General features: G+C 67.8%; 15 protein-coding genes and 1 tRNA gene. 7 read left to right on the top strand and 9 right to left on the bottom strand.

Translation table 11 applies throughout. The annotated features are described in order from the left end of the window. Positions 1-126 precede the first annotated feature (126 nt). Positions 127-1,527, top strand: coding sequence for a class II 3-deoxy-7-phosphoheptulonate synthase (locus tag MFF01_RS07585; RefSeq protein ID WP_238223578.1), 1,401 nt, complete (start codon positions 127-129; stop codon positions 1,525-1,527). A 246-nt stretch (positions 1,528-1,773) separates the two neighbouring features. Here MFF01_RS07585 and MFF01_RS07580 read toward each other — a convergent pair whose 3' ends face one another. From MFF01_RS07580 to MFF01_RS07545, 8 genes are all read right to left on the bottom strand, one after another. After that, the gene (locus MFF01_RS07580) at positions 1,774-2,529 is read right to left on the bottom strand and encodes an NUDIX hydrolase (RefSeq protein WP_238223575.1); all 756 of its coding nucleotides are present in this window, start codon (positions 2,527-2,529) and stop codon (positions 1,774-1,776) included. Next, positions 2,486-2,965, bottom strand: a complete 480-nt coding sequence (locus MFF01_RS07575; RefSeq protein ID WP_238223573.1) for a DUF983 domain-containing protein — start codon at positions 2,963-2,965, stop codon at positions 2,486-2,488. Before MFF01_RS07575 ends, MFF01_RS07580 begins: the two co-directional genes overlap by 44 nt. Before the next feature lie 51 nt (positions 2,966-3,016). Beyond that, a complete protein-coding gene (gene rnr / locus MFF01_RS07570) occupies positions 3,017-5,326 on the bottom strand; it encodes a ribonuclease R (RefSeq protein ID WP_238223571.1) in 2,310 nt (769 codons plus the stop codon). A gap of 140 nt (positions 5,327-5,466) precedes the next feature. Next, positions 5,467-5,793 (bottom strand): hypothetical protein, encoded by a 327-nt coding sequence (locus MFF01_RS07565; protein WP_238223569.1) that lies wholly within the window; start codon positions 5,791-5,793, stop codon positions 5,467-5,469. Positions 5,794-5,847: 54 nt separating this feature from the next. Beyond that, entirely contained in the window at positions 5,848-6,426 is a 579-nt protein-coding gene (locus MFF01_RS07560) for an NADPH-dependent FMN reductase (RefSeq protein WP_238223566.1), read from the bottom strand. Between the two features lie 82 nt (positions 6,427-6,508). Further along, positions 6,509-7,663, bottom strand: a complete 1,155-nt coding sequence (locus tag MFF01_RS07555) for a PepSY-associated TM helix domain-containing protein (protein ID WP_238223551.1) — start codon at positions 7,661-7,663, stop codon at positions 6,509-6,511. Between the two features lie 139 nt (positions 7,664-7,802). Then, a complete protein-coding gene (gene glnA / locus MFF01_RS07550) occupies positions 7,803-9,215 on the bottom strand; it encodes a type I glutamate--ammonia ligase (RefSeq protein WP_238223549.1) in 1,413 nt (470 codons plus the stop codon). A 242-nt stretch (positions 9,216-9,457) separates the two neighbouring features. Continuing rightward, positions 9,458-9,796, bottom strand: a complete 339-nt coding sequence (locus MFF01_RS07545; protein WP_003600526.1) for a P-II family nitrogen regulator — start codon at positions 9,794-9,796, stop codon at positions 9,458-9,460. A gap of 215 nt (positions 9,797-10,011) precedes the next feature. Here MFF01_RS07545 and MFF01_RS07540 point away from each other — a divergent pair, with 215 nt between their 5' ends. After that, complete coding sequence (locus MFF01_RS07540; RefSeq protein ID WP_238223547.1) at positions 10,012-11,517, top strand: NAD(P)H-hydrate dehydratase; 1,506 nt, start codon at positions 10,012-10,014, stop codon at positions 11,515-11,517. A gap of 6 nt (positions 11,518-11,523) precedes the next feature. Here the strand turns inward: MFF01_RS07540 and MFF01_RS07535 are convergent, their stop codons facing one another. Beyond that, complete coding sequence (locus tag MFF01_RS07535; RefSeq protein ID WP_238223545.1) at positions 11,524-13,017, bottom strand: multicopper oxidase family protein; 1,494 nt, start codon at positions 13,015-13,017, stop codon at positions 11,524-11,526. 208 nt (positions 13,018-13,225) lie between these two features. Between MFF01_RS07535 and MFF01_RS07530 the strand changes: the two genes are divergently transcribed. The 5 genes from MFF01_RS07530 (at position 13,226) to lon (ending at position 19,863) form a co-directional block, all read left to right on the top strand. Beyond that, positions 13,226-13,310 (top strand) — tRNA-Leu (locus MFF01_RS07530). A 176-nt stretch (positions 13,311-13,486) separates the two neighbouring features. After that, entirely contained in the window at positions 13,487-14,935 is a 1,449-nt protein-coding gene (gene tig / locus MFF01_RS07525) for a trigger factor (RefSeq protein ID WP_238223543.1), read from the top strand. Between the two features lie 132 nt (positions 14,936-15,067). Then, entirely contained in the window at positions 15,068-15,697 is a 630-nt protein-coding gene (locus MFF01_RS07520) for an ATP-dependent Clp protease proteolytic subunit (protein ID WP_238224302.1), read from the top strand. A gap of 218 nt (positions 15,698-15,915) precedes the next feature. Further along, entirely contained in the window at positions 15,916-17,187 is a 1,272-nt protein-coding gene (gene clpX / locus MFF01_RS07515) for an ATP-dependent Clp protease ATP-binding subunit ClpX (protein WP_238223538.1), read from the top strand. Positions 17,188-17,436: 249 nt separating this feature from the next. Further along, positions 17,437-19,863: an endopeptidase La gene (gene lon, locus MFF01_RS07510; RefSeq protein ID WP_238223536.1), complete on the top strand. Its 2,427-nt coding sequence runs from the start codon at positions 17,437-17,439 to the stop codon at positions 19,861-19,863. The last annotated feature ends 86 nt before the right edge of the window (positions 19,864-19,949 follow it).

Genomic DNA, 19,949 nt, shown 5'->3' with positions numbered 1-19,949 from the left:
CGGCACGCGGACCGCACCGTGCTGCCCGACCCTCGCGTCTGCCGGCAAACCCCTCTATAAGCCGCGCTTTCCGCGTCGCATCCTGTGTGCGCGGACAAGCCGGCCGAGGGGTGGCGGGAGACAATCATGGGCGAGCGTCGGACATCGAAGACGGGCTGGACGCCGAAATCTTGGCGCGATCTGCCGATCCAGCAGGTGCCGGCTTATCCGGATGCCGCCGCCCTCGCCGCGGTCGAGACCCAACTCGCGAGCTTTCCGCCCCTCGTCTTCGCTGGGGAAGCGCGGAAGCTGAAATCGGCGCTGGCGCGGGTCTCGACGGGCGAGGCCTTCCTGCTCCAGGGCGGTGATTGCGCCGAGAGCTTCGACGAGCATTCGGCCGACAACATCCGCGACTTCTTCCGGGTGTTCCTGCAGATGGCCCTGGTGCTCACCTTCGCGGGCGGTTCGCCCGTGGTGAAGGTCGGCCGCATCGCCGGGCAGTTCGCCAAGCCGCGCTCGTCACCCACCGAGACCCTGGGCGGCGTGACCCTGCCGAGCTACCGCGGCGACATCGTCAACGGACTGACGTTCACGGAGGAGGCCCGCGTGCCCGATCCGCGTCGGCAGCTCGAGGCGTACCGCCAGTCGGCCGCGACCCTCAACCTGCTGCGCGCCTTCGCGACGGGTGGTTACGCCAATCTCGAGAACTCGCATCGCTGGATGCTCGGCTTCGTGAAGGATTCGCCCCAATCCGCGCGCTACGCCGATTGCGCCGAGCGCATGACCGAGACCCTCGACTTCATGCGCGCCATCGGGATCAATCCCGAGACGCACCAGGAGGTTCGCACCACGGACTTCTACACCAGCCACGAGGCCCTGCTGCTCGGCTACGAGGAGGCGCTGACCCGCGTCGATTCCACGAGCGGTGACTGGTACGCCACGTCGGGCCACATGCTGTGGATCGGCGACCGCACCCGGCAGGCCGATCACGCGCATGTCGAGTTTGCCCGCGGTATCCGGAATCCCATCGGCCTCAAGTGCGGGCCGTCGATGACTGCCGAGGGCTTGATCGGGCTCATCGACCAGCTCAACCCCGCCAACGAGGCCGGGCGCCTCACCCTCATCTGCCGGTTCGGTGCCGAGAAGGTCGGCGACCACCTGCCGGGCCTGATCCGGGCGGTGGAGCGCGAGGGTCGCAAGGTCGTGTGGGTGTGCGATCCCATGCACGGCAACACCATCTCGGCCGGCGGCTACAAGACCCGGCCGTTCGAGCGGGTGATGCAGGAGATCGAGGGCTTCTTCGGCATCCACCGGGCCGAGGGCACCATCGCGGGCGGCATCCATCTCGAAATGACCGGTAAGAACGTCACCGAATGCACCGGCGGCGCCCGTGCCCTCACGGCCGACGACCTGCAGGACCGCTACCACACCTACTGCGACCCGCGCCTCAACGCGGAGCAGGCCCTGGAGGTGGCGTTCCTCACGGCCGAATTGGTGAAGCGCGAACGCGCCGAGATCGAGCGGCCCCGCCTCGACGCGGCGGAATGAGAAAAAAGGCCCCGCCGTTGAGGCGGGGCCTTTTTCATGTGGCTGCTCGAATCGGGACGGTGCCGGGTCCGGCTAGTGCAACCAGCCCGTGAAGAAGTAGATGATCAGAATGATCGGCAGTGGAATGCCGATGAGCCAAAGCAAACCGCCCTTGAGCATGACGCAACTCCCGTAAAGATCCTGCTGCTCAACGGGTCGGGCCGGTCATCAGTTCCTATATTCGTGCGCGGATTGGGGATGATGTCTCTACAGGACTTCGCGCTGCCCCTTGCCCCGCCGTTCGTAATAGAACGGAATCTGCAGGTAGGGCGCCAGATTGCCGGCGATCTGAGCTTCCAAATCGCCGAGAATGAGACCGGTGATCCGTGGCAGATCGAGGCTGCGCGCCTCCGTGAAGGTCACCCAGGCGAGTTCGACGAGTTCCGACTCCGACGTGACGACGCCGGGCGCCTCCTCCGCCACGGCCTTGCGGTCGACGGCGAAGAAGCGAGTGTCGAACCGCCGGGGCCGGCCCGGCGGGGTAATCGCCCGGGCGACGAAATGCAGCGCCTCCAGGTCCGGCATGATCCCGGCCTCGCGGAACGCCTGCCAGCTGCCCTCGGGCACGGACTCCGGCGGTCCGTAATCGCGGGTGCCGAGCATCAGCCCGGTTTCTTCGTAGGTCTCGCGGATGGCGGCCAGCGCCAGCGCGCGCCCGAGATGATGCGATGCCCGTGGAACCTGGAGCGCCAGGGCATCGCTGGCCCGGCTCGAGAGGGCGCCGGCCACGGGCATGTGCCGGTCGCCCGGCTCGATGCGTCCGCCCGGGAAGACGAACTTGCCCGGCATGAAGGCGAGGGACGGATGCCGCCGACCCATCAGGATCCGGGGTGTTCGCTTCGTACGGTCGAGGATGATCAGGGTCGCGGCGTTGCGGGGGCGTAGGGCCGGCTTCGCGGGCGCTCCGGGGTTCGAGCGGTCAGACGGGGCCGAGGCCGGGGGTGCGAGTGTCGCTGGGTCCACGCGGAAGCTCCTCCGGCCGCGATACGGCCGCGCTCGGGCCGACGGGTAGCGTGGCGAAGCCCCCCATGCCAAGGGCGTATTGCAGGCCGACGACGGCGCCCTTCACGGGCTGGAGAAGGGCCAGGGCCGAACCGAGGGTGACGAGGGGCCAGAAGCTAAGCTGGAACCACAACGGCACGTCGTAATTCGTCTCGAGTTCCAGGATGAAATACCCGACGACGTGGCCGACGATAAAGATCACGACGTAGGGCGGCAGGTCGTCGGCGCGGTGGCTATGCAGGGCCAGGCCGCAGGTTTCGCAGTCCGGCCGCACCTTGAGGAAGCGCCCGAAGATCCGGCCCTCGCCGCAGTGGGGGCAGCGCCCGAGGAAGCCCCGCGCCATGGACGTCGTGAGGCCGGTGCGTTCGGCCGGAAGGGTCTCGACGCGCGCGGTCATGGCGGTGTCCGTCCTGTTCGTCGGAAGCTCTCCTCGTCTACACCACTCGCCTCACCGGCGCGACCCGCGGTGACGCGACCCGGTGTTGCGGATGCCGGCGGGGCGCCCCGGCGCACCGGCCTTGCGCGGCGAGCCGGTCTTGCCGCCCACGCCCGAACGGGCCGGGCGTGCCTGCCCCTCCGAGAGCAGTTCGAACCGCAGGGCGCCCGCCACGGCGGCGGCCTCGACGAGGCGGACCTCGACGCGGTCGCCGAGGCGATGGGTCTCCCCCGAACGCTCGCCGACGAGGGCGTGGCGGGCCTCGTCGTGCCGGTAGAAGTCCGCGCCGATGGTGGAGATCGGCACGAAGCCGTCGGCCCCGGTTTCGTCGAGCTTGATGAACAGCCCCGACCGGGTGACGCCGGAGATCTGCCCGGTGAAGTTCGCGCCGACCCGGTCGGCGAGATGGTGGGCGATGAGGCGGTCGATGGTTTCGCGCTCGGCCGCCATAGCCCGGCGCTCGGCCGCGGAGATCTGCTCGCCGATCTGGTCCAGCATCCCCACGGTCACCTCCGTGGACAGGCCGTCGCGTCCGAGGCGGCAGGCCGAGATCAGGGCACGGTGGACGATGAGATCGGCGTAGCGCCGGATCGGCGAGGTGAAATGGGCGTAGCGGCGCAGGTTCAACCCGAAATGCCCGAGATTCTGCGCCGCATAGACCGCCTGGGCCTGGGAGCGGAGAACCACCTCGTTGATGAAGATCGCGTGCTCGGTCTCGGCCACCGCCCCGAGGATGCGGTTGAACAGGGCCGGGCGCAGGGCCCCTTCCTTCGGGATCTTGATGCCGATGGAGGCGAGTACTTCGCCCAACGACCGCATCTTCTCGAGCGCGGGCTCGTCGTGGACGCGGTAGATCAGGGGTTGCTTGGCCTGCTCCAGGGTCTCGGCGGCGGCGACGTTCGCCTGGATCATGAACTCTTCGATCAGCCGGTGCGCATCGAGGCGCGCCGGCACCACGACGCGGTCGACGGCGCCCTCTGGGGTGAGCAGCACCTTGCGTTCGGGCAGATCGAGGGCGAGGGGGCCACGCTCGTCCCGCGCGGTCCTCAGGGCCTCGTAGGCGGCCCAGAGCGGGCGCAGGACCGGGTCCAGGAGAGGCGCCGTGGTCTCGTCCGGGAATCCGTCGATGGCGGCCTGAGCCTGGGCGTAGGAGAGCTTGGCGCGCGAGCGCATCATCACCCGGTGGAAGCTGTGGCGGCGCTTCGTTCCATCGGCGGTGACGACCATGCGGACGGCCAGGGCCGGGCGATCCTCGTGTTCGCGCAGCGAGCACAGGTCGTTGGAGATGCGTTCGGGCAGCATCGGCACCACCCGGTCGGGGAAGTAGACCGAATTGCCGCGCATCAGGGCCTCGCGGTCGAGGGCCGAGCCGGGGCGGACATAGGCGGCGACGTCGGCGATGGCGACGGTGACGACGAAGCCGCCGGCGTTGGCCGGATCGGGATCCAGGACCGCCATCACGGCGTCGTCGTGGTCCTTGGCGTCGGGCGGGTCGATCGTAATGAGGGGTTCGGAACGCCAATCCTCGCGCCCGTCGAGGCCGGCGGGCACCACCGCATCGGCCTCGGCGAGGGTCGCGGCCGCGAAGACGTGGGGGATGTGATGGAGGTGGAGCGCGATGAGGCTCACGGCCTTCTCGGACCCGAGGGACCCGAGGCGCTCCTTCACCCGCCCCTGCGGCAGGCCGAATTGGGTCTCGCGCTGGAGGGTCACGCTCACGAGGTCGCCGTCGCGGGCCTCGCCCTCCTCGCCGGCGGGAATCGCGATCTCGCGTCCCTGCGCGCGCTTCTCCACGGGGATGATGCGGCCGCCGTCCCGGCCGGCGCGGTAGACTCCGACGATCTCGGCCTTGTTCTTGCCCACCACCTTGATGACGCGGCCCGAATAGCGCCCCGCCTCGCCCTCCGTCGGCGCGACGCGCAGGAGCACCCGGTCGTTGATGCCGGGGGCCGCCAACCCCGGCTTGCGGCCCGGGCGCGGCGCCACGACCGTGATCTTCGGAGCCGGTCCCTTCTCCGCATCCCACTCGACGGGAACGGCGAGGAAATCGCCGTCGCGGTCGCGGGACTTGATGTCGGCGAGAACCACCGCCGGCAGGCGCCCGGCCTCGGTGAGACCGCCGCGCCCGCGCTCGATGGCGCCGTCCTCTTCGATCTCCTTCAGGATGCGCTTGAGGCCGATGCGGTCGGCGCCCTTGATGCCGAAGGCCGCCGCGATCTCGCGCTTGCCGACCTTCTCCGTCGCCGAGGCGATGAAGGCGAGGATGGCCTCGCGCGAGGGGAGGGCGGGACGCCCGGGATTCGGATTGATGCGCTTGGCCAAATGAACGGGCTCGCGGCGCGGGGTCGTGACCCGACGCTAGAAGGTCGTGGCCGATCCCGGCATGGGATCATGGCCTGTCCTCGTAACATGGGCTCGACGATGCCCCTGGGCAACGGCGCGGCTCCGGCCCTCAACACCGTTCATCCCGTGGCGGCGGACTTGCGGATGCGCTCGACCGCCGCATCGATGTCGAGATCGTGGGCGGTGATCTCCGCCAGGGTGAACGGGCACAGGGCGGGCAAGCCGAACTCGACCTGGCCCTCCGCTTCGCGGAATTCCGGGGCCTCGGCGTCACCGACAGCCAGGGTCCACATCCCATCGATCTTGAGGTTTAAAACTGCGGACGGGTCCGAAACGATGCGGGCGTGGCTGTGGCGTGCCTCCTCGCGCCACAGCAGGCTGGCACGGTCGTCCCCCATCAGGGCCGCCTTCACCAGGCTCGCGAGGAGTTGTCTGAGATCGTTCATGAGTCCGTCCGTTGGCGTGACGTGTCCCGAGTAGGGCAAGGCGCGCGCCAGACGTCACGACGGGGTGCCGCCGTCCCGCTTGGCCCGCAGGGCTTCGGCGTACCAGACGAGTTCGTCGAGGAAGCGCCCGGCGGCCTTGGCGAGCCAGTCCTCTTGGATGCCTCCCTCGGCGTCGAGGGTCTTGCCGACGCGCGGGATCGGCAGGAGGGACGGAATGCTGGAGGCGCCGAGTTCGGCCATCATCGCCCGCAGCTGCATCGCCGCGCGCACGCCGCCATATTGCCCCGCCGAGTAGCAGCAGATGGCGGACGGCCGCCAGAAATACTCCTCGAGGAAGTAGGCGAGGGTGTTCGACAGGGCCGGCGGGATCGAGTGGTTGTACTCCGCCGAGACCACCACGAAGGCGTCGGAGCGGCGATAGAGGGCCGCCAGATCCTCCAGTGCCGGGGGCGCCGTTCCGGGCGCATACTCCTTGTACATCCGGTCGAGGAGCGGCAGTCCCAAAGCCGCCGGATCGACCAGGGGCGCCTCGATGCCGCGGGCTTCCAGCCGCGCGATGAGAAAGCGGGCGACCCGCAGGCCTTGGCGCTCCGCGCGGACGGAGCCGAGGATGACGGGCATCACGAGGGGCATGGCGGCTGATTCCCTTGCGGGCGCCGGGCGGCCCGCGCCCCGGCAGTCTGGACGCGGATCGCCGCGCGGCCAACCCGTTGCGTCACCCGTTCACGCCCTGGGCCGCGCCGAGGCCAGATTCTATCGCCCGCACCCGGCGGCGGGCCGAGCGACGGCGAAGGACATAGAGGGTGAGACCGCTCACCGCGAGAAGCGGCATCAGCAGCGAGGCCACGCAGAACACCAGGGCGACGAGGCCCCCGAAGAAGCGCCCGCGATGCACCTCGAGCATGTTGTCGGCCATGCGCCGGCCAAGAGTCTTGTCGGCGTCCCGGGCGACGGAGAGTTGCGCGCCGGTGGCTCGATCGAAGGTCGCCTCGTTGCGGGAGGTGTCGTCGCCGATGCGGTAGCGGATGCGGATCGCGCCGGCATCGGGACGGGGCAGGGTGACGACGGCGAGGGACGCGTCCCTGCCGTCCCCCGCCCGGAATGCCGCCCAGGCCCGGTCGAGGGCCGGCGGTTCCGTCGAACCGCTCTGGCGCGGCGGGCGCGCGGGCTTCGCGCGCGGCGCCTCGCCCGTCAGCACCCAGGTCGCCGCGTCCCGGTACCAATCGTAGGACCACCACAGGCCCGAGAGGGCGACGGCCGCGTAGACCGGCAGGAGCCAGGTCCCGGCAACGGTGTGGAGCGACCACCAGCGCGGACGGCCCGGACGCCGGAGGTTGGGCTTCAGCCAGATCCGCCGGGAATGGATCTGCGGCCAGCGCAGGTAGAGCCCGGTGCCGAGAAAGATCAGGAGGGCGAGGGCGCTGGCACCGGTGATGCTGCGACCCCAGCCCTTGCCTTCACCCGGCAGGAGGAGCCAGCGGTGGAGGTCACGGATCGTCGCGAAGGCGGGTTCGAGGTGGGCCGGACCGAGATCGCGGCCGTCATAGGGATCGAGATAGGCCGAGGGCGGCCGGGCGCCGGCCTTCGCATCGGGGGCGAAGCGAACACGGGGACTTCGCTCCGGATCGTCGGCAAGCGTGAGGGTGTCGATGGTCAGGCCGGGGTGCTGCGCCTCCACCCGGGCCACCAGGGCCTGGGGGCCGAGCCGGGGCACGTCCTGAACAGCGACGAAGGCCCGGTCCCGATCCGCCCAATCGCCGATGGCCTCCTCGTAGGTCATGAGCGCCCCCGTGACCCCGACGAGGGCGAGGACGAAGCCGGCGGTGAGGCCGAGACCCCAGTGCAGACGGAACAGGATGGTACGAAGCATGGCGTTTCGCCCTAGCAGAATGGGCGGGCCGAGACGATGGCGAACGCGCTTTACGAAATGCGAAGCGCCGGAACCCCCTTCGAGGCCCCGGCGTTGCGAACTGTCCGAAAGGCCGGGCGCGAGGCCCGGCCCGCTCGCCTCAGAGCGAGTAGTACATCGTGAACTCGACGGGGTGCGGAGTCATCTCGTAGCGCATCACCTCCGCCATCTTCAGCTCGATGAACGAGTCGATCTGATCGTCGGTGAAGACGTTGCCCATCTTGAGGAAGGCGCGGTCGCGGTCGAGGTTCTGCAGGGCTTCACGAAGGCTGCCGCAGACGGTGGGAATTTCTTTCAGCTCACGCGGCGGCAGGTCGTAGAGATCCTTGTCCATGGCCGGGCCCGGATCGATCTTGTTCAGGATGCCGTCGATGCCGGCCATGAGCAGGGCCGAGAAGGCGAGGTAGGGGTTCGCCATCGGATCGGGAAAGCGGACCTCGACGCGCTTGGCCTTCGGGTTCGTGGTCCACGGAATCCGGCAGGAGGCCGAGCGGTTGCGGGCCGAGTAGGCCAGCAGCACGGGGGCCTCGTAGCCCGGCACCAGGCGCTTGTAGGAGTTGGTCGAGGGGTTGGTGAAGGCGTTGAGCGCCTTCGCATGCTTGATCGTGCCCCCGATGAACCACAGGCATTCCTGGCTGAGGTCGGCGTACTTGTCGCCGGCGAAGAGCGGCTTGCCGTCCTTCCAGATCGACTGGTGCACGTGCATGCCCGAGCCGTTGTCGCCGTAGACGGGCTTCGGCATGAACGTCGCGGTCTTGCCGTAGCTCTGGGCGACGTTGTGGATGCAGTACTTGTAGATCTGCATGTGGTCGGCGAGCAGGGTGAGCGTGTCGAACTTCATGCCGAGTTCGTGCTGAGCGCTCGCCACCTCGTGGTGGTGCTTCTCGACCTTCACGCCCATGGACTGCATGGCGGCCAGCATCTCGCCGCGCATGTCCTGGGCCGAATCCTGCGGCGGGACGGGGAAGTAACCGCCCTTCATGGGAATGCGGTGGCCGAGGTTGCCGCCCTCGTAGTCTGTGAAGCCGTTGATGGGCAGCTCTGTCGAGTCGAGCTTGAAGCCGGTCTGGTAGGGATCGGAGGCGAACTTCACGTCGTCAAACACGAAGAACTCGGCCTCGGGGCCGACATAGATGGTGTCGCCGATGCCCGTGGACTTGAGGTAGGCCTCTGCGAGCTTCGCCGTGCCGCGCGGATCGCGGCTGTAGGGCGCGCCCGTCGACGGCTCGAGCACGTCGCAGACGATGGACATGGTCGAGGCGGAGAAGAACGGGTCCATGCAGGCGGTCGCCGGGTCCGGCATCAGCAGCATGTCGGATTCGTTGATGGCCTTCCAGCCGGCGATGGACGAACCGTCGAACATGGTGCCGTCGGTGAACATGTCGTCGTCCACGAGGGAGACGTCGAACGTCACGTGCTGCCACTTGCCGCGCGGGTCCGTGAAGCGGAAGTCCACGTACTTGACGTCGTTGTCCTTGATTTCTTTCAGGACGTCGGCTGCAGTCTTGGCCATCCTCGGGAGTCTCCTTGATTCGCGGCGTCGGGCCGTGGTTCCGCCGCGCGCCGCCGAAAGGCGGCCCGCGGTTGGGCCCGCTTTATAGGGTTTTTGCGTGCGGTGGACCCGGCGCGCGAGAAGAAAACGCCTTCGACCGGCGACAGGGCGAAAATTCCGTCATGCCGGACGCTCGCCTGCTCGCGCGACCGTGTGCGCGGAGCGGCGATTGCGGCACCCCGGCACGCACCGGGACCGGGAAATCAGATCGCGTCGGTGCCGGTCTCGCCGGTGCGGATGCGGATCGCTTCCTCAATGGTCGAGACGAAGATCTTGCCGTCGCCGATGCGCCCGGTCTGGGCCGACTTGCGGATCGCCTCAACGGCGCCTTCCACCAGGGCGTCCGACAGGACGATCTCGAGCTTCACCTTGGGCAGGAAGTCGACCACATACTCGGCACCGCGATAGAGTTCGGTGTGGCCCTTCTGGCGGCCGAAGCCCTTGGCCTCGATCACGGTGATGCCCTGCAGCCCGACCTCCTGGAGGGCTTCCTTCACCTCGTCCAGTTTGAAAGGCTTGATGATCGCTTCGATCTTCTTCATGCCGGGCGGGCCTGACCTCGATGCTTCTCTGAGCCACTTTGGTATCATCGCGGCCGGGCCGCCGCCACGCCGTTTTGACGGTGGCGGGCCAAAAATTGCACAACGAATGTGCACGATCTGCAAATCGTTTGGGCTGCCGCCTCTCTGCGAAGCCGCTGCAGACGGAACGGCGCGGGGTGCGAGCAGCCCCGCGAACCATCGAGGGGGGATTGGCCATGGAGACGACGCGCCTGCTCACAGTCGCGGCGATGCGCAGGGTCGATGCAGCCGCCATCGCGCGGGGCGTTCCCGGGGCCGTCCTGATGCAGCGGGCGGGATCCGCCGTTGCCGCGCGGGTTCGGGCGCATCTGCCGGATCGCGGGCGGGTCCTCGTCCTGTGCGGGCCGGGCAACAACGGCGGCGACGGCTATGTCGCCGCCCGCATGCTCCAAGATGCTGGTCTTGCCGTCGATCTCGCGGCCCTCGTGCCCGTCGCCGATCTCCATGGTGATGCCGCCGGCGCGGCGGCGGGATGGGACGGACCGGTTCTAGCGGCGTCCGACGTCGTGGATTTTGCCGCCTACGACATCGTGGTCGATGCCCTGTTCGGCGCCGGCCTGTCACGCGACCTCGACGGAGAGGCCGCCGCCCTCGTCGAACGGTTGACACGCTCGAGCGTGCCGGTGATCGCCGTCGATGTGCCGAGCGGGATCGATGGCGATACCGGGGCCGTGCGCGGCCATGCCGTGCGCGCGACCGAGACCGTGACCTTCGTGGCCCTGAAGCCCGGCCATCTCCTCCAGCCGGGGGGCGCCCATTGCGGCGCCCTGCATGTGGCGGAGATCGGCACCGACGCGGATGACCTCGCGGCCGGGTTCGGCACGGATGCGCCCCTCTGGCGCAACGACCCCGACCTGTGGGGAGCGGCGTTCCCGCGTCTCCAGGCGGCAAGTCACAAGTACACGCGCGGCCACGCTCTGGTCCTGTCGGGGCCCGCCCATCGCACCGGCGCGGCGCGGCTCGCCGCGCGCGGGGCCCTGCGGATCGGCGCCGGCCTCGTCACCGTGGCCTCGCCGCCCAACGCCATGGCGGAGAACGCCGCGCACCTGACGGCGATCATGCTGCGGGCCAGCGAGGGCGCCGACGACCTTGACGACCTCCTGGTGGACGAGCGCCTCAATGTCGTGGTGGCCGGCCCCGGCCTCGGTGTCGGTGAGGCCACCCGCGACCTCGTCGCCGTGGCCGCCGCCGCCGGACGCCACCTCGTGCTCGACGCCGATGCCCTGACAAGCTTCAAGGGACAGGCTCGACTGCTCGCCGCCCACGTCGCGGACGGGTCGTCGCAGGCCGTGTTGACTCCGCATGCGGGAGAATTCGACCGGCTGTTCGAGGGCACGGACGCGGTCGCCGACGATCTCTCGAAGCTCGAACGGGCCCGCCGGGCCGCCAGCCTCACCGGGGCGGTGGTGGTGTTCAAGGGGCCCGACACGGTGATCGCCGCACCCGATGGCCGCGTGGCCATCAACGATCACGGCACGCCCTATCTCGGAACGGCGGGATCGGGCGATGTGCTGTCCGGCTTCGTCGCCGGCCTCCTCGCCCAGGGGATGGACCCGTTCGAGGCGGCGGCCGCCGCCGTCTGGATGCACGGCGAGGCCGGGCGACGCCACGGCCCCGGCCTCATCGCCGAGGATCTTCCCGAACTGATGCCGGCGGTGCTGCGGGACGTTCTGGGCGGTTGACGGGGGTCAGGTCACCTCGAACCAGCCCCACAGGCCCGTGTCGAACCGCTCCAGCACCGTCGAGCCGAGGGCCCATCGGCCGGGATTGTCGGCCTTGAAGGCGATGCGGGCGGTGCGGCCTTCGAGGAGCTGGAAGGTGTCGAGCCAGTAGGGCTCCCAGCCGTCGTCGAGGGGGTGGAGCAGGCGGAAGGCGTGGCCGTGCAGGTGCAAAGCCTGGGGAAACGCAGTCTCGTTGCGCAGGGCCAGCACCACTACCTGGCCGCGCTTGACCGTGAACAGGGGCGGGATGCCGGCGGCACCCGACGTGCCGTTGACCGACCAGACCTTCGCGGCGTCACCGGTATAGACCGGTTCGGCCGCCGGCTTGTCCTTGTCCGGGCGGGCGCCGCCCGTAATCACCACGTCCCGCCGCACGGCGTTCTGGAGTTTCACTTCCGCTGGTAGAAGCTTGTTCTCGCCGATGGGCCCGATGGCGGCCCGCTTGGCCTGCACCGGTTCGCCCTGGGTCGTGAGGGTGGCGAGGGCGAGCCCGCTGCCGACGAGGGCCGTGATGCTCCCCGAGGCGCCGGCCTCCGCCGGCATGTCGAGCATGAGGTCGTAGCGGGTGCCGGGCGGGAACGGCAGCGTGGCGCGCAGGGGCTCGAACGTATCCGTTGGCTGGCCATCCACCGCCGCCACGTAGACCTTGAGGTTGTCGAAGCGGATGCGGGTGCCACGCGCGTTGCAGGCATTGGCGAGGCGCAGGCGCACGCGGGTACTCGGCCGCACGGTGAGCGCGTCCGGCACCGGTTTGCCGTTCACCGTGACGAGGTTGCCGAGCCGCCCCGAACTCGCCGCGAAGGCGGTCTGGCCGAAGGGCAGCAGGGTGCCGTCGTCGGCGAGGCGCCAGTCCTGCATCAGAACCGCGAGGTCGTGGTCGACGCCCGGAGGCGTGGTCTCTTCCACCACGAGCAGGCCGGCGAGCCCCCGGCCCGACGGTTCGCTCGAGCCGGCCACCACGAGGGGGCGGATGAGGAAGCTGCCGGCGTCGGGCGGCACGAACGTGTAGGTGAACTCGCCCCCCGGCGGGATCGGCGCCTGCGTGAGACCGCCGACGCCGTCCATCGGGTTCTGGTTGCGGACCCCGTGCCAGTGCAGGGACAGGGGCTTGTCGATCTTGTTCTCGACCCGCAGGCGCACGGTCTCGCCGAGCTTCACCCGGACCACCGGCGGAACGCTCGCTCCATCGAACGACCAGACTGGCGTCGCCGCCGCCGGTTCGGGCTTCAGACGGGTCGTACCGGGCGCGGCGCTCAACGGCCGGACCGGGGCTTCGGGCTTCTGTTCCGTCGGCGCCTTGGTCTCGGGCTTCGCGGAAGGAGCGGTTCGGGCCGGCGCCTGGGCGCGTGCGCCCGTCGAGCCCAGCGCCAGGGCTGCAACGCCGCCGAGCAGGCTGCGGCGCGACAGGGCGGCTTCAGCGAGCGACGGCCCGGGAACGAGGGGCGGGCGACGATGCGGCATGACACCTCTGGCGAACGATGGGGGATGCGGGCGGGCGATCCGCGCCGGTTGTAGACGTCGGGACGCGCGGGCGCCAACCGGCGCCGCCGAAGGTCCACGGATGCGCGAAACCGCGTGACGTCGAGCCGACTTTTTTTGCTGCGGCCCGTTGTGCGCGTGTTATAGGACCGCGCTCTGGCGGCGGGATGCGCGCCGGAGGTCGTCGCTTGCGGGCGTGGCGGAACTGGTAGACGCGCTGGATTTAGGTTCCAGTGTCGCAAGACGTGGGGGTTCGAGCCCCTCCGCCCGCACCAGTCCATCGCCGTTGGGAACGGATCGGCTCACCGCGAATGGCCGGCCGGGCCACTCGTCGCGATTCGGCCTTCGGTTCTTGCGTGACGTCCTGGCGCCGACCTTATCCCCGGCCCGGTCGGGCGGCGGGGACCGGATGAATTCGCGCCGATGCGCGCACGACAGCGGAAAGACGACCATGCAGGTGACCGAGACACTCTCCGAGGGGCTGAAGCGCGAGTTTCAGGTATCCCTTGCCGCGCAAGAGCTCGAGGAGCGCCTGAACAGCGAGCTGTCGACCCTCAAGGACAAGGCGCAGATCAAGGGCTTCCGCCCCGGCAAGGTCCCGGTGGCGCACCTGCGCAAGCTCTATGGCCGCTCCGTGATGGCCGACGTACTGCAGAATGCCGTCAATGAAGCGAATCAGAAGATCGTCCAGGACAACAACCTCAAGCTCGCCCTCGAGCCGAAGGTCGAGTTCCCCGGCGAGCAGTCCGTGGTGGAGCGAGCGCTCGACGCCAAGGCCGACCTGTCGTTTAACGTCGCCCTCGAAGTTCTGCCGACCTTCGAACTCGCCGACCTCTCCGACGTCAGCCTGACGAAGCTCGTGGCCAAGCCCTCCGACACGGAGGTCGACGAGGCCATCACCCGCATGGCGTCGTCCAACCGCAGCTTCACGGCACGTGACGAGGGGGCAGCCGCCGAGACCGGCGACCGCGTCACCATCGATTTCGTCGGCCGCATCGACGGCGTCGCCTTCGAGGGCGGCACGGGCGAGGGCATCGACCTCGAGCTCGGCTCGGGCCAGTTCATCCCCGGCTTCGAGGACCAGCTCGTCGGCGCCAAGGTCGGCGAGAGCCGCGTGGTGAAGTCCACCTTCCCAGAGGCCTACGGGGCCGAGGCGCTCGCCGGCAAGGATGCCGAGTTCGACGTCACGGTGAAGGCCATCCAGGCTCCGGGCGAGACCAAGATCGACGACGAGCTCGCCAAGGGCTTCGGCATGGAATCCCTCGACAAGCTGAAGGAGGCTGTCGCCACGGCCATCGGCAGCGATTTCGAGGCCCAGTCCCGGCGCAAGCTCAAGAAGGAGCTCCTCGACGCCCTCGATACGAAGTACGCGTTCGAGCTGCCCCCGAGCCTCGTCCACCAGGAGTTCGCCGCCGTTTGGGCCCAGGTCGAGCAGGACCTGAAGACCCGCGGCAAGACCTTCGCCGACGAGGATACCACCGAGGAGAAGGCCACGGCCGAGTACCGCAAAATCGCCGAGCGTCGCGTACGCCTCGGCTTGGTGCTTGCGCAGGTCGGTGAGACGGCCGATATCAGGGTGAGCGACGACGAGGTGAACCAGGCGCTGATCGCCCGGGTCCGGCAGTTTCCCGGCCAGGAGCAGCAGGTCTGGGACTTCTACCGTAAGAACGCCCAGGCGCTTGCCGAGCTGCGTGCGCCGATCTTCGAGGAGAAGGTCGTCGACCACGTCCTCGGGCAGGTGAAGCTCGTCGAGGAGCCCGTCTCGAAGGAGGCGCTGTTCAACGACGAGGATGAGGCCGAGGAGGGCTCCAAGGGGGCTTCCAAGGCCGCGTCCAGCAAGGACGAGACCAACTCGGCCGGAAACGACGAGGCTCTGCCCGCCGTCGCCAAGGCCGACTGAGCCCGTTGCTCCCTTCGAGGGCGGCGGGCCATGAGTAAGGCGGCGTTCACCGTCGCCGGAGTTCGCTGAAATGTCCGGCCTGCGCCCGATACGCGGTGCGGCCGGACCCCTCGAGGCTTGGGGCACGTGATGATGAGAGATCCGGTCGACTATTATAACTCCGCGCTCGTGCCCATGGTGGTCGAGCAGTCGAGCCGCGGCGAGCGTGCCTTCGACATCTATTCGCGCCTGTTGCGCGAGCGGATCATCTTCCTTACCGGCCCGGTCGAGGATTACGGCGCGTCGCTCATCGTGGCGCAGCTCCTGTTCCTCGAGGCTGAGAATCCGAAGAAGGAAATCTCCTTCTACATCAACTCGCCCGGTGGCGTGGTGACGTCGGGACTGTCGATCTACGACACGATGCAGTTTATCCGCTGCCCTGTGACGACGCTCTGCGTCGGTCAGGCCGCCTCCATGGGCTCCCTGCTGCTGACCGCTGGCGAGCCGGGCCATCGCTTTGCCCTGCCCAACGCCCGCATCATGGTGCACCAGCCTTCCGGCGGGTTCCAGGGCCAGGCCACCGACATCCTCATCCATGCTCGCGAGATCGAGGCCCTGAAGAAGCGCCTCAACGAGATCTACGTGAAGCACACCGGCCGCGATTACGACGCCATCGTCACCGCCCTTGAGCGCGACAACTTCATGACGGCGGATGCCGCCAAAGAGTTCGGGCTCATCGACGAGGTGATTCAGAAGCGTCCGGAGCCTGCCGCCGCCACCTGATCGCGTGCGCGCCGGCTTCCCGTAGGGGGCTGGCCGCGTCGTTTCGAGGCGGGGCCACGTCCCTGCCTTGATCCGGCCGCGGCAGCGTGCTTGCATCGTCAGTCCGTCCCGAAGCCGGCAGATGCGCGCAGGTGACTGTTTCTTTAGGCCGATGGCATTAAATTCGAAGGATGCGTGTGCGCCCGGGACCGGCGCCATGCCCGCGAACGGAGACCGATATGAGCAAGACTGGCGGCAACGACTCGAAGAGCACGCTGTACTGCTCGTTTTGCGGCAAGAGCCAGCACGAGGTCCGCAAGCTGATCGCGGGCCCGACGGTGTTCATCTGCGACGAGTGTGTCGAACTGTGCATGGACATCATCCGCGAGGAATCGAAATCCTCCCTGGTGAAATCGCGCGACGGTGTGCCCACGCCGAAGGAGATCCGCCGCGTCCTCGATGATTACGTCATCGGCCAGGATTTTGCGAAGAAGGTTCTCTCCGTCGCGGTCCACAACCATTACAAGCGGCTCGCCCACGCTTCGAAGCACAACGACGTCGAGCTGGCGAAGTCCAATATCATGCTGATTGGGCCCACGGGCTCCGGCAAGACGCTGCTCGCGCAGACGCTGGCTCGCATCCTCGACGTACCCTTCACCATGGCGGACGCCACCACCCTGACGGAGGCGGGCTACGTCGGTGAGGACGTCGAGAACATCATCCTCAAGCTGCTCCAGGCCTCCGACTACAACGTCGAGCGGGCGCAGCGCGGCATCGTCTACATCGACGAGATCGACAAGATTTCCCGCAAGTCGGACAACCCGTCCATCACCCGTGACGTGTCGGGGGAGGGCGTGCAGCAGGCGCTCCTCAAGATCATGGAAGGCACCGTCGCTTCCGTGCCTCCGCAGGGCGGTCGCAAGCATCCGCAGCAGGAGTTTCTGTTGGTCGACACCACGAACATCCTGTTCATCTGCGGTGGCGCCTTTGCGGGCCTTGAGCGGATCATCTCGCAGCGTGGCAAGGGGACGTCGATCGGTTTCGGCGCGACCGTGCAGGCTCCCGACGACCGTCGCACCGGTGAGATCTTCCGCGCGGTGGAGCCGGAGGACCTCCTGAAGTTCGGCCTTATTCCGGAGTTCGTCGGTCGTCTGCCGGTCCTGGCAACGTTGGAGGATCTCGACGAGGACGCCCTCAAGAAGATCCTGCAGGAGCCGAAAAACGCCCTCGTCAAGCAGTACCAGCGTCTGTTCGAGATGGAGAATGTCGAGCTGACGTTCCAGGACGAGGCCCTGTCCCTGGTTGCCCGCAAGGCGATCGAGCGCAAGACCGGCGCCCGTGGTTTGCGTTCGATCCTGGAGACCATCCTGCTGGAGACGATGTACGACCTGCCCGGCCTCGACTCCGTCGAGCAGGTTGTGATCGGTCCCGAGGTTGTCGATGGGAAGTCGCGTCCCCTCTACATCCACGGAGACCGCAACAAGGAAGCCCCAGCTAGCGTCAGCGCCTGAACGCTGCCCGACTTGCGGTCCGGCCCTTCACGACGGGCCGGACCGAAACGGATCTTGTAAACGTCAGCTTCCGCTTCCATCTCAAACGTCAAGCGCGATGGCCGCACGCTCGCCCTTCCGAGGTGCGGCGTCCCGCCGCCAGCCGCGTCTTTTCAGAATGCTTCCGACCCCTTCGCGGCCCGGTCGGCCCCGGCAGTCACTCGCTCATCGAGGTGTGACCGCCCGGCGTCCATCATGAGGAAGTCCGACATGACTCAACCGAAATCGCGCCAGCCTGTCGTTCCGGGCTCGACGGGCTCCTATGCCGTCCTGCCGCTCCGCGACATCGTCGTGTTCCCGCATATGATCGTCCCGCTCTTCGTTGGGCGTGAGAAGTCGATCCGCGCCCTCGAAGAGGCCGTGCGGACGGATCGGCATATCCTGCTGGCCACCCAGATCAATGCCAGCGACGACGATCCGGCCACCGACGCCATCTACAAGATCGGCACCCTGGCCAGCGTACTCCAGCTCCTGAAGCTGCCCGACGGCACCGTGAAGGTCCTCGTCGAGGGCGCGGGACGCGCCCGGATCACGGAGTTCAACAAATCAGACTCCTACTACGAGGCCGAGGCCGAGACCCTTACGGACGAGCTCGGCGATAGCGTCGAGGCGGAGGCCCTCGCGCGCTCGGTCATCGCCGAGTTCGAGAATTACGTGAAGCTTAACAAAAAGATCTCACCCGAGGTCGTCTCAGCCGTCACGCAAATCGACGAGCCCTCGAAGCTCGCCGACACCGTGGGCTCGCACCTCGCCGTCAAGATTGCCGACAAGCAGGCGATCCTCGAGATCCCCACGGTGGCGCAGCGCCTCGAGCGCGTGCTGTCGCTCATGGAGAGCGAGATCTCGGTCCTGCAGGTGGAGAAGCGTATCCGGACCCGCGTCAAGCGGCAGATGGAGAAGACGCAGCGCGAGTACTACCTTAACGAGCAGATGAAGGCGATCCAGAAGGAGTTGGGCGACTCCGAGGATGGCAAGGACGAGCTCGCGGAACTCGAAGAGAAGATCGAGAAGACCAAGTTCACCAAGGAGGCCCGCGACAAGGCGGTGGCGGAGCTGAAGAAGCTTCGCCAGATGTCTCCGATGTCGGCCGAGGCGACGGTGGTGCGCAACTACCTCGACTGGATGCTGGGCATTCCGTGGAGCAAGCGCTCGAAGATTAAGAAGGATCTGCTCGGCGCCCAGGTGATGCTCGACGAGGACCATTTCGGCCTCGATAAGGTCAAGGAGCGCATCGTCGAGTACCTCGCTGTGCAGCAGCGCGCGAACAAGCTTACGGGCCCGATCCTCTGCCTCGTCGGCCCTCCGGGTGTTGGCAAGACCTCGCTCGGCAAGTCCATCGCTAAGGCGACGGGTCGCGAATTCGTGCGGATGTCGCTGGGTGGGGTGCGTGACGAAGCCGAGATTCGCGGTCACCGCCGGACCTATATCGGCTCGATGCCGGGTAAGATCGTGCAGTCCATGCGCAAGGCTAAGACTTCGAACCCGCTCATCCTTCTCGATGAGATCGACAAGATGGGCATGGACTTCCGTGGTGATCCCTCGGCGGCCCTGCTGGAGGTGCTCGATCCGGAGCAGAACGCAACCTTCAACGATCACTACCTCGAGGTCGATTACGACCTGTCGAACGTCATGTTCGTCACCACCGCCAACACGCTGAACATCCCCGCGCCCCTGATGGACCGCATGGAGGTGATCCGCATCGCCGGCTATACCGAGGAGGAGAAACTCGAGATCTCCCGGAAGCACCTCGTTCCGGGTGCGATCAAGAAGCACGGCCTCGATGCCAAGGAGTGGCAAATCGAGGATTCCGGCCTGCTCATGCTCATTCGCCGCTACACGCGAGAAGCGGGCGTGCGCAATCTGGAGCGTGAGATCTCGAACCTCATCCGCAAGGCCGTGAAGGAGATCCTCATCACGAAGGTGAAGTCGGTCACCGTTACGGAGGAGAACCTGCCGGTCTTCCTCGGGCCGCCGAAGTTCCGATACGGCGAGATCGACGAGGAGGATCAGGTGGGCGTGGTCACGGGTCTGGCCTGGACCGAGGTCGGCGGCGAGTTGCTGACGATCGAAGGCGTCATGATGCCCGGCAAGGGTAAGATGACGGTCACGGGCAACCTGCGCGACGTGATGAAGGAGTCGATTTCTGCGGCGGCGAGCTACGTCCGGTCGCGGGCCGTCGATTTCGGCATCGAGCCGCCGCTGTTCGAGCGTCGGGACATCCACGTCCACGTGCCCGAGGGGGCGACGCCGAAGGACGGTCCGTCCGCCGGCATCGGCATGGCCACCGCCATCATCTCCACGCTTACGGGCATTCCCGTGCGCAAGGATGTGGCGATGACCGGCGAGGTCACCCTGCGCGGCCGCGTGCTGCCCATCGGCGGCCTTAAGGAGAAGCTGCTGGCGGCCCTGCGCGGCGGCATCAAGACCGTGCTGATCCCCGAGGAGAACGCCAAGGATATCGCCGAGGTGCCCGACAGCGTGAAGAACGGGATGGAGATTATCCCGGTCTCGCGGATGGATCAGGTCCTGAAGCACGCCCTCGTTCGGGTGCCCGAGCCCATCGAGTGGGAGGAGCCGGCACCGCCGGTCCGCCCGGTCATCGGCGAGGACGAGACCGCAACGGTCATCGCGCATTGATCGATCGAAACGAGAAAGGCCCCGGAGGAAACTCCGGGGCCTTTCTCACATCCGGCCACCGGCTTGCGTGACAGCGGCCGCTTCGC

Source organism: Methylobacterium adhaesivum (assembly GCF_022179065.1).
Lineage (GTDB): Bacteria > Pseudomonadota > Alphaproteobacteria > Rhizobiales > Beijerinckiaceae > Methylobacterium > Methylobacterium adhaesivum.
This window is presented reverse-complemented; position numbering and strand designations above follow the sequence as displayed.

Excerpts from the sequence above, each read along its gene's own strand:
- MFF01_RS07585 (WP_238223578.1), top strand. The coding sequence starts at position 127 with ATGGGCGAGCGTCGGACATCGAAGACGGGCTGGACGCCGAAATCTTGG.
- MFF01_RS07575 (WP_238223573.1), bottom strand. The coding sequence starts at position 2,965 with ATGACCGCGCGCGTCGAGACCCTTCCGGCCGAACGCACCGGCCTCACG.
- MFF01_RS07565 (WP_238223569.1), bottom strand. The coding sequence starts at position 5,793 with ATGAACGATCTCAGACAACTCCTCGCGAGCCTGGTGAAGGCGGCCCTG.
- MFF01_RS07560 (WP_238223566.1), bottom strand. The coding sequence starts at position 6,426 with ATGCCCCTCGTGATGCCCGTCATCCTCGGCTCCGTCCGCGCGGAGCGC.
- MFF01_RS07555 (WP_238223551.1), bottom strand. The coding sequence starts at position 7,663 with ATGCTTCGTACCATCCTGTTCCGTCTGCACTGGGGTCTCGGCCTCACC.
- glnA (WP_238223549.1), bottom strand. The coding sequence starts at position 9,215 with ATGGCCAAGACTGCAGCCGACGTCCTGAAAGAAATCAAGGACAACGAC.
- MFF01_RS07545 (WP_003600526.1), bottom strand. The coding sequence starts at position 9,796 with ATGAAGAAGATCGAAGCGATCATCAAGCCTTTCAAACTGGACGAGGTG.
- MFF01_RS07540 (WP_238223547.1), top strand. The coding sequence starts at position 10,012 with ATGGAGACGACGCGCCTGCTCACAGTCGCGGCGATGCGCAGGGTCGAT.
- MFF01_RS07535 (WP_238223545.1), bottom strand. The coding sequence starts at position 13,017 with ATGCCGCATCGTCGCCCGCCCCTCGTTCCCGGGCCGTCGCTCGCTGAA.
- tig (WP_238223543.1), top strand. The coding sequence starts at position 13,487 with ATGCAGGTGACCGAGACACTCTCCGAGGGGCTGAAGCGCGAGTTTCAG.
- MFF01_RS07520 (WP_238224302.1), top strand. The coding sequence starts at position 15,068 with ATGAGAGATCCGGTCGACTATTATAACTCCGCGCTCGTGCCCATGGTG.
- clpX (WP_238223538.1), top strand. The coding sequence starts at position 15,916 with ATGAGCAAGACTGGCGGCAACGACTCGAAGAGCACGCTGTACTGCTCG.
- lon (WP_238223536.1), top strand. The coding sequence starts at position 17,437 with ATGACTCAACCGAAATCGCGCCAGCCTGTCGTTCCGGGCTCGACGGGC.